Annotated in this window: 6 protein-coding genes and 1 pseudogene; 5 read left to right on the forward strand and 2 right to left on the reverse strand. The window is 59.4% G+C overall.

Translation table 11 applies throughout. The annotated features are described in order from the left end of the window. Nucleotides 1-287 precede the first annotated feature (287 nt). Nucleotides 288-861: pseudogene (locus BN2475_RS29580) on the reverse strand (transposase). Nucleotides 862-1,021: 160 nt separating this feature from the next. Here BN2475_RS29580 and BN2475_RS34420 point away from each other — a divergent pair. After that, nucleotides 1,022-1,192 (forward strand): hypothetical protein, encoded by a 171-nt coding sequence (locus BN2475_RS34420; protein ID WP_159444628.1) that lies wholly within the window; start codon nucleotides 1,022-1,024, stop codon nucleotides 1,190-1,192. A 412-nt stretch (nucleotides 1,193-1,604) separates the two neighbouring features. On the opposite strand, the gene BN2475_RS29585 is transcribed toward BN2475_RS34420, so the two are convergent. After that, entirely contained in the window at nucleotides 1,605-2,381 is a 777-nt protein-coding gene (locus BN2475_RS29585; RefSeq protein ID WP_094782962.1) for an IclR family transcriptional regulator, read from the reverse strand. Between the two features lie 485 nt (nucleotides 2,382-2,866). Here BN2475_RS29585 and BN2475_RS29590 point away from each other — a divergent pair, with 485 nt between their 5' ends. From BN2475_RS29590 to BN2475_RS29605, 4 genes are all read left to right on the forward strand, one after another. Continuing rightward, a complete protein-coding gene (locus tag BN2475_RS29590; RefSeq protein WP_174642078.1) occupies nucleotides 2,867-3,826 on the forward strand; it encodes a hydroxymethylglutaryl-CoA lyase in 960 nt (319 codons plus the stop codon). Continuing rightward, nucleotides 3,823-5,097 carry a CaiB/BaiF CoA transferase family protein gene (locus BN2475_RS29595; protein ID WP_094782959.1) on the forward strand — a complete coding sequence of 425 codons (1,275 nt, stop codon included), beginning with the start codon at nucleotides 3,823-3,825 and terminating at the stop codon, nucleotides 5,095-5,097. Before BN2475_RS29590 ends, BN2475_RS29595 begins: the two co-directional genes overlap by 4 nt. Before the next feature lie 87 nt (nucleotides 5,098-5,184). Next, complete coding sequence (locus tag BN2475_RS29600; protein ID WP_425435583.1) at nucleotides 5,185-6,495, forward strand: MFS transporter; 1,311 nt, start codon at nucleotides 5,185-5,187, stop codon at nucleotides 6,493-6,495. A gap of 2 nt (nucleotides 6,496-6,497) precedes the next feature. Further along, the gene (locus BN2475_RS29605) at nucleotides 6,498-7,628 is read left to right on the forward strand and encodes an amidohydrolase family protein (RefSeq protein ID WP_174642076.1); all 1,131 of its coding nucleotides are present in this window, start codon (nucleotides 6,498-6,500) and stop codon (nucleotides 7,626-7,628) included. Nucleotides 7,629-7,716 lie beyond the last annotated feature (88 nt).

The raw sequence follows: 7,716 nt of genomic DNA on the forward strand, positions 1-7,716 counted from the left end.
CGCGCGTAATGAATTTCGGGGCGGCCTTTGGCGTTCATCCTGATCGGCAGGGCTTTCCACTGACAGCCCGTGTAAAGCAGCTGCAGGACGTAATTAAAGATCGTGTGCAACGCCAGCGTTGGAGCCGGTCCACGTCGCGGCCCCGGCTTAGGGCTAAGCTAAACAAGCCACTAAATTGACGACGCGTCAGCGATTTGAACGTCGCCAAGTCATGAGGCCGAGCTTAAGCCCCTGCTTTTCGGCCCTTTCGGGCATTGTGGACGGGCACTTTGCCCGCCTTTCGCCCACTATGGGCGTACCAGCGGCATCAGTTTTCTGCGCGACAGGTAGACGTTCGCCAGTGCGAGCGCGACGAACGCCCGGTTGGCGTTCTTTTCCAGCCCGCGATAGCGAACCTTGGTAAATCCCCACAGTCGCTTCACGACGGCGAAGACATGTTCCACCCGGGCGCGAATCTTCGACCCCTGAAGGACCCGGCCCAATTCGGCGAACAACTGCTCACCCAGTTTGTGAGTCTCCAGCAGGCGCCGGAATTTGAGCAGCGTCGGGCACGGGTTCGCAGCCCAGGTCAACCCCCACAAAGCAGCCCAGGCTGGCGCTGTCATACAGCGCTTCTTCGCACGCGAAGTCAGCCAGATTGAACCAGTGCTGCACGAAGTGCATCCGCAGCGTGCGCTCCAGGCCAATTGGCGGGCGGCCATTGCCGCGCTTCGGATAGTGCGGCTCGATCACCGCGCAAAACTGCGTCCACGGTACGATCGCATTCATCGTGTCGAGAAATTCGTCGCGCTGAGTGCGGTTGCGGTGGGTCTCGAAACCCGCTCCTTGATCGGCTGCCATCGCCAGCGTCTGCGGCTTCATCCTGTTCTGCATTCCTCGTTGAACCCGATCTCTACAACGCTTGACTTACCGGATCGGTGGAGTTGATCAGCGTTGCCTTAGATGCGGCAAGACAAATTGCTCAAACTCTGCCTCACTCAACTTCGTTGGAATCCCTTGCCGTGGCTGGCTTTTCGCCATCTTGACCGCCAAAGCAACAGGATTCCAGCCGCTTCAGACCCATACAGCAAAAACCCTTGCCTACAAAGGCTCTCAGGCAAATTCAGAGACCTTGAAAAACCCGCAACCAGTTGAAAGTGAATCAATTCTAGACACAAAGACCCGGCAAATTTTTGCTGCAGCTCAACAATGAAACAATGTTTTGATCGAGGACCGGAACGACAAGGCTGAGTTTCGCAGGAAGCTGGAGGCATAAGCAACCGATTGAATTCTTCGCGACGTACGAGGTCTGCATTGATTTGGTATGCGAACTGTCTTGCGCATGCTCGTTTCTGGATCAAAGACGTGCCGTGAAATCCGCCCGATGTTTCTCCAGTACACGTGAACACTGGCCGAGACGCGATCCTCGAACACGTTGGAAACCCTATGAATGTCGCCAGTACGCGGTGAAATACTTTCGAGAGCTCCTAGGCCGAGATCATCGATACGGACCGACTACATCGGCTCGCCTGCTGAACCGACATCAAAAGACTCTCTGCGCGCTTCCCGCCTTTCAAGATACCAATCAGCGCCCAGACCGGGTGATTGTGGATCGGGGTTTTCTGTCATGTCTTTGAAATTTCGGCGACCGGAATGAAATCGAACTGCGCGGCGAGCGCCATTCCATAAGCGAAGATGCGGTGATCGCCCCCCAGCGCAGCAGTCGCCCGCGTTGCGGCGGTTAGCAAGAGATTGCACGCCGCTCGCATCGTGTCGCTGCCGCCGAGCCGATGTTTCGGGCCCGACAACGTCAGGGCGCCCGCAAGTTCGTTATTTGGGCCAAACACGGGAACCGAAACTGCTGCCGTGTCTGGGTCGCGCTCCCCGTAGGACAAAGCCCACAATCTTTCGCGCACCGCATCGTGCGTGGCCCGAGAGGGCTTCGAAAACGCGATGAGTATTTTTCCGGACGCACCGCGATCAATCGGAAAGCGCTCTCCCTCGCGAATCGACACGCGCACCGAGCGAGGCGGCTCGACACGATGCAAGACCACGCGATACTCGCCTTGCCTGACGTAGAACGATGACGTTTCACCAGAATCCGCTGATAGCTGCCGTAGTACTGGCTCAATAACCTCACGGATGTGAAACGACTCCTGGAATATCTGTGCGAGCCGGAGCGGTTCAGGACCAATCGAATAGTTACCGCCTTCCAGTCTGCGGATAAACCCGCCCCGCTCCAGCGAGCTCAGCAATCGAAGAATTGTGCTTTTGTAGAAGCCCGTTCGCCGGGCGATTTCGGCCAGAGAAAGCGCACGTTCGCCGGGCTGGAAAACGCCAAGAATTGCGAATGCCCGGTCAAGCGCCGCTACTCCACCTTTTTCTGCATCGTCCGATTGCATCTCGAATACCGTTCTGTTGGACAGACCATCGTAGGGGTTCATCCGACACGAGTCAACTTCATCAACTGACGTCAAATCGAAGTCCGGCGCGATCCTGATCTCACAACCGCCCCTTTCGTCTGCTTCATCAAACGTAGTTCTGCACTCCATAGCAGAACGCATCATAAAGGCCGCTCGCACCGAGTCACGGACAGCCTCCAGCATCGAGCCAATGCAACTTGGAAGGGCGGGAGCCCGCTCCGCATGAGAGCTCTGCACCATCAAACCTTCCTGTGAGCTTGCGCTGCAGATTCGCCGAAGCGGGGTAAACACGGCCCCCGTTGTTCTTCTGTACAGAACGATATTCCATAATATTCCTCATCAGAACGGGTTAACCAGCTTGATGGCCCTTGGGCCCGCCTCTATAGTTTTGGTTATCAGAATTTCGTTCTCTTCTGCAGAACGCCAAGGAGAAAATCTTGAGCACTTCCCGCCCTTGTCCTGTGATGGTCAGCGAAGTTGGTCCGCGCGATGGTCTCCAGAGCATCAGAAGCGTCATGCCAACCAACGCGAAACTGCGGTGGATCTCCGCTCTCGCCGCGGCCGGACTGAGAGAAATCGAAGTCGGCTCGTTTGTGCCCGCGAAGTCGCTGCCCCAGATGGCCGACATCCGTGAGGTCGTGACGCACGCACTAACGATCCCCGGACTTCACGTTGCGGTCCTCGCGCCCAACCGGCGCGGGTGTCAGGCTGCATTTGAAGCGGGTGTTCACAAGGTGACGTTGCCGGTGTCGGTGACTAACGAGCATTCGATCGCCAACATCCGAAAAACGACCGGCCAGATGATCGAAGAAGTCCGGCAGATCGTCGCATTGCGAGACGCTGAATATCCCGGCATCGCAATCGAAGCGGGTGTTTCAGTGGCCTTCGGCTGCACGATTGCCGGCGCAGTCAGCGATGACCAGACGATCCGGATGTGTGCGGCGATGGCGGAGTGCGGAGTCGATGAGATCGGCCTGTCCGATACCAGCGGCTACGCTAATCCGGCGCAGGTTAGTCGTCTGTTCCGCCGTCTGCAAGGCGAGTTCGGCAGCAAGGCCGGCGGTGCTCATTTTCACAACACGCGCGGCCAAGGTCTCGCGAATGTAGTCGCCGCACTCGAAGTGGGCGTCACGACAATCGATTCCAGCCAGGCAGGTCTCGGCGGATGCCCATACGCTCCCGGTGCGACCGGCAACATCGTCACCGAGGACCTTGCGTTCCTCCTTGAAGCGATGGGATACGACACCGGGATCGACATCGATGCCCTCGTTGCAGCGCGCTCGATCCTGTCCGAAGCCCTGCCCGGAGAAGCCTTGTACGGACATGTGCACGATGCCGGTTTGCCCAAAGGATTCAGATATGCGGACGACCGCAGCCCAAGCGCTGTGCAGCCCGAAGGTTGCCTGAAGGGAGTCGCACAATGAATGATGTCCAGAACAATCAATCGCTACCCTACAGCGGCGTGCGTGTGATCGAGATGACCCACATGGTGATGGGACCGACCTGTGGCATGGTGCTCGCAGACCTGGGCGCAGAGGTCATCAAAGTCGAGCCGATCGCCGGCGACAGCACCCGCGCCCTCCGTGGTTCGGGAGCGGGTTTTTTCAGCACTTTCAACCGCAACAAGAAGAGCATTGCCGTCGACGTGAAAGATCCCCGTGGGCTCGAGATCGTGCACAAGCTGCTCGGTAACGCAGATGTCTTCAGCGAGAACTTCAAGAGCGGAACGATGGACAAGCTGGGGCTCAGCTACGCCGCCCTGTCGAAGCTGAACCCGCGCCTCATTTACGTTTCGCACAAAGGCTTTCTGCCCGGCCCTTATGACCATCGCACGGCGCTGGACGAAGTCGTGCAGATGATGGGCGGCCTCGCTTACATGACCGGACCTGAAGGCCGCCCGCTGCGCGCCGGCACGAGCGTCAACGACATCATGGGTGGCATGTTCGGCGCGATCGGCGCGATGGCCGCACTCGCGCAACGTGAACGCACTGGTCATGGCCAGGAAGTGCAAAGTGCCCTTTTCGAGAACAACGTGTTTCTCGTCGCGCAGCACATGATGCAGTTCGCGGTGACTGGCAAAGCCGCTGCACCGATGCCAAGCCGCATTTCCGCATGGGCCGTGTATGACGTGTTTTCCGTCAAGGAAGGAGAACAGATATTTCTCGCCGTCGTGTCGGACACGCAATGGGCTCTGTTCTGCGATGCGTTCGGGCTGGATGAGCTGAAAGCGGATGAACGGTTCGCCACCAACAACCAGCGGGTCCAGGCGCGCGACTGGTTACTGCCCCGTCTGCGCACGCACATGGAGGCGTTCAGCGCGGCGCAGATCGGCCGGATTTTCGAGCGGATTGGCCTGCCCTATGCCCCGATCACGAAGCCCCAGGACCTGTTTGACGATCCGCACCTCCTCGCCACCGGCGGACTCGCCGACGTCACGCTGCCGCCGGATGCAAGCGGTGCCGGACAGCCGGTTATCACGCGAACCGCACTACTGCCTCTGACCCTCGCCGGTGAACGGCTGCGCCTGCGCGCTGCGCCGCCGGCGCTTGGACAGAACACGCAGGCGCTTCTGTCGGAGCTTGGATACACGGCTGAGGATCTCAGGCAGTTGACCGAGGCCGGCGTTGTCCGCCGTCAGGAGTGGCAGCCAGGCGATCAGACCAGCCCATCGGCAAACGAGCTTGCCAGTGCCTGAAGCTGCTAACGGATGAAACCGCTAACGCATGAAACCACCCGGTCGCGCCAATCCTCGCAGCGGACCGGCGAAGTTATGGACACGACGATGACATCTATTATTTCCCCCGGCATGGCTGCCGGCAGCCTCAACGATAGTTCGCTCGAACAGCAGGCGGTGCGCAAAGCGGCGTGGCGCTTTATTCCGCTGCTGGCCCTCGCGTATTTTTTCAACTACCTCGACCGTACGAGCGTCGGCTTCGCCGCCCTGACCATGAACAAGGATCTCGGGCTGACCGCGACCCAGTTCGGCTGGGGCGCCGGCATCATGTTCGCGGGATATTGCATCTTTGAAGTCCCGAGCAATCTCGCGCTCTATCGCTTTGGCGCGCGGCGGTGGCTTGCGCGGATCATGATCACATGGGGCATCATGGCCGCCGCTACCTCCGTTGCTGTGGGACCCAACAGCTTCTACGTCATCCGGCTGCTGTTGGGAATCGGCGAAGCCGGCTTCTTTCCCGGCGTGATCTTTTTCCTGGCTGTCTGGTTTCCCGCTCAGTACCGTACTCGCGTACTGGCGTGGTTTACCGTCTCGACGCCCCTTTCCTCGCTGATCGGCGGGCCGCTTTCGACGTGGCTGCTGCAATTGGACGGTGCGTTGGGGCTGGCGGGCTGGCGCTGGATGTTCATCATCCAGGGATTGCCCGCATGCGTAATAGGCTTCCTCGTGCTCAAGATGCTTGCGGACCGCCCTGCTGATGCGAGATGGCTGTCGCCGGTGGAGCGCGAAGCTCTCCAGGCCGCGTTTGATCGCGAAGGTTCATCGGGCCGGCAGCAGAAGCACTTTGGCGCCGCACTCAAGGATGTGCGCCTGTACATTCTCGCGATGATCTCGTTCGGGTTCACGATGGGCTCGTATGGGATCGGCATCTGGCTGCCCCAGATGCTCAAAGGACACGGAATGAGCGTTACGCAGACCGGCTGGCTGTCTGCGGTGCCCTACTTCTTTGCCACGGTCGCACTGCTGTGGTGGGCCAAACGTGTCGATCGTCGTGGTGGAGTAATTGCGAACCTTGCGGCGGGTCTTCTTATCGGCGGTGTGGCACTTGGCGTATCAACGCACTTTCACCACCTTGGCCCAGCGATGGTCGGCGTGACGCTGGCACTGATAGGTACGATTGCCGGACGAACCATTTTCTACACACTGCCCGCCCGCTTTCTGTCGGGACAGGCAGCTGCCGGAGGCCTCGCACTGATCAATTCGATTGGCGCATTGGGAGGCTTCGCCGGACCTTATCTCGTCGGCTATCTGAAGGACAGTTTCGGCACCTTCACGGCCGGGATGATGGGGCTTGCAATCGTGCTCGGCATCACGACCTTGCTGACGCTCTCGCTGTATGCCTTCATTCGCGAGAAATGACCATGGACACTATCCGTTCACGAGGAAGGCGCAGGGTTCTCGCCGCTGCCGCAGCATCGGTTGCGTCCTCCACCATTGCTACCAGACATGCGTTCGCCACAGAGGACGCGCGCAACATGAAGACAGCCAGCAACTATCTCCCGGCGCGCCCGGAATGGCTCGCTTCGGGTACCGAAGCGGCCCTTGAGCCCGAGATGCCGATTATCGATGCGCATCATCACTTCTACGAACGTCCCGGCTGGATCTACCTGCTAGACGACTATCTGGCGGACGCCTGCTCCGGGCACAATATCACGGCGTCCGTGTTCATGCAGGGGCTGACGCGATACCGCCAGACGGGCCCAGAAGAGTTGCGGCCCGTGGGAGAAACCGAGTATGTAGCGAACGCCGTCGCGGCGTTACCCGCCGGTTCGCCGCAGGTAGCAAAGGGTATGGTTGGCTACGCGGACCTTCGTCGCGGCGCTGCCGTGCAAAGCGTCCTCGACGCCCATATTGCCGCCGGCAACGGGCGCTTTCGGGGCGTACGCCATCTGGTGACCTGGGACGCAGATCAAACCCTCGTCAACCCCCTCTCTGCGGTCCCACGCGGTCTATTGCTTGATTCGAAGTATCGCGAAGGTGTCGCGCAGCTGGCGCCACGCGGTCTGTCGTACGATGCATGGCTGTTCTTTCCGCAACTCCCGGAGCTATTCGATCTGGCGAAGAGCCACCCGGACTTGCCCATCATCATTAACCATTGCGGCGGAATCGTGCGCATCGCCAGCTATGCGGATAAGCGGAAAGAAGCCTTCGATAGCTGGTCACGGTCCATGCGCGAACTGGCGCAACTGCCAAACGTGTACGTCAAGGTCGGCGGCCTGGGAATGCGGATCAACGGCTTTGACTTCGAGAAGGGGGAGCGTCCACCATCGTCGTTTGAATTGGCCGAAGCATGGAAACCGTGGATGCATACATGCATCGAGACGTTCGGCACAAAGCGTTGCATGTTCGAGAGCAATTTCCCGGTCGACAAAGGCTCATATCCGTATAGCAACGGCTGGAACGCATTGAAACGCCTGACTGCGCAGGCAAGCGCTGACGAACGTGCTGCACTGTTCGGCGGGACGGCGTTCAACGTTTATCGCCTTGCGTGAACAACCGGTGAGCCGCAGAGTGACACTAACCAAGTCGCTCTGCGTTCCCGCGCTTAATGTCCGTACGTGGACGAAGGACTAAACCGCT

The organism is Paraburkholderia ribeironis, assembly GCF_900019265.1.
Classification (GTDB): Bacteria; Pseudomonadota; Gammaproteobacteria; order Burkholderiales; family Burkholderiaceae; genus Paraburkholderia; species Paraburkholderia ribeironis.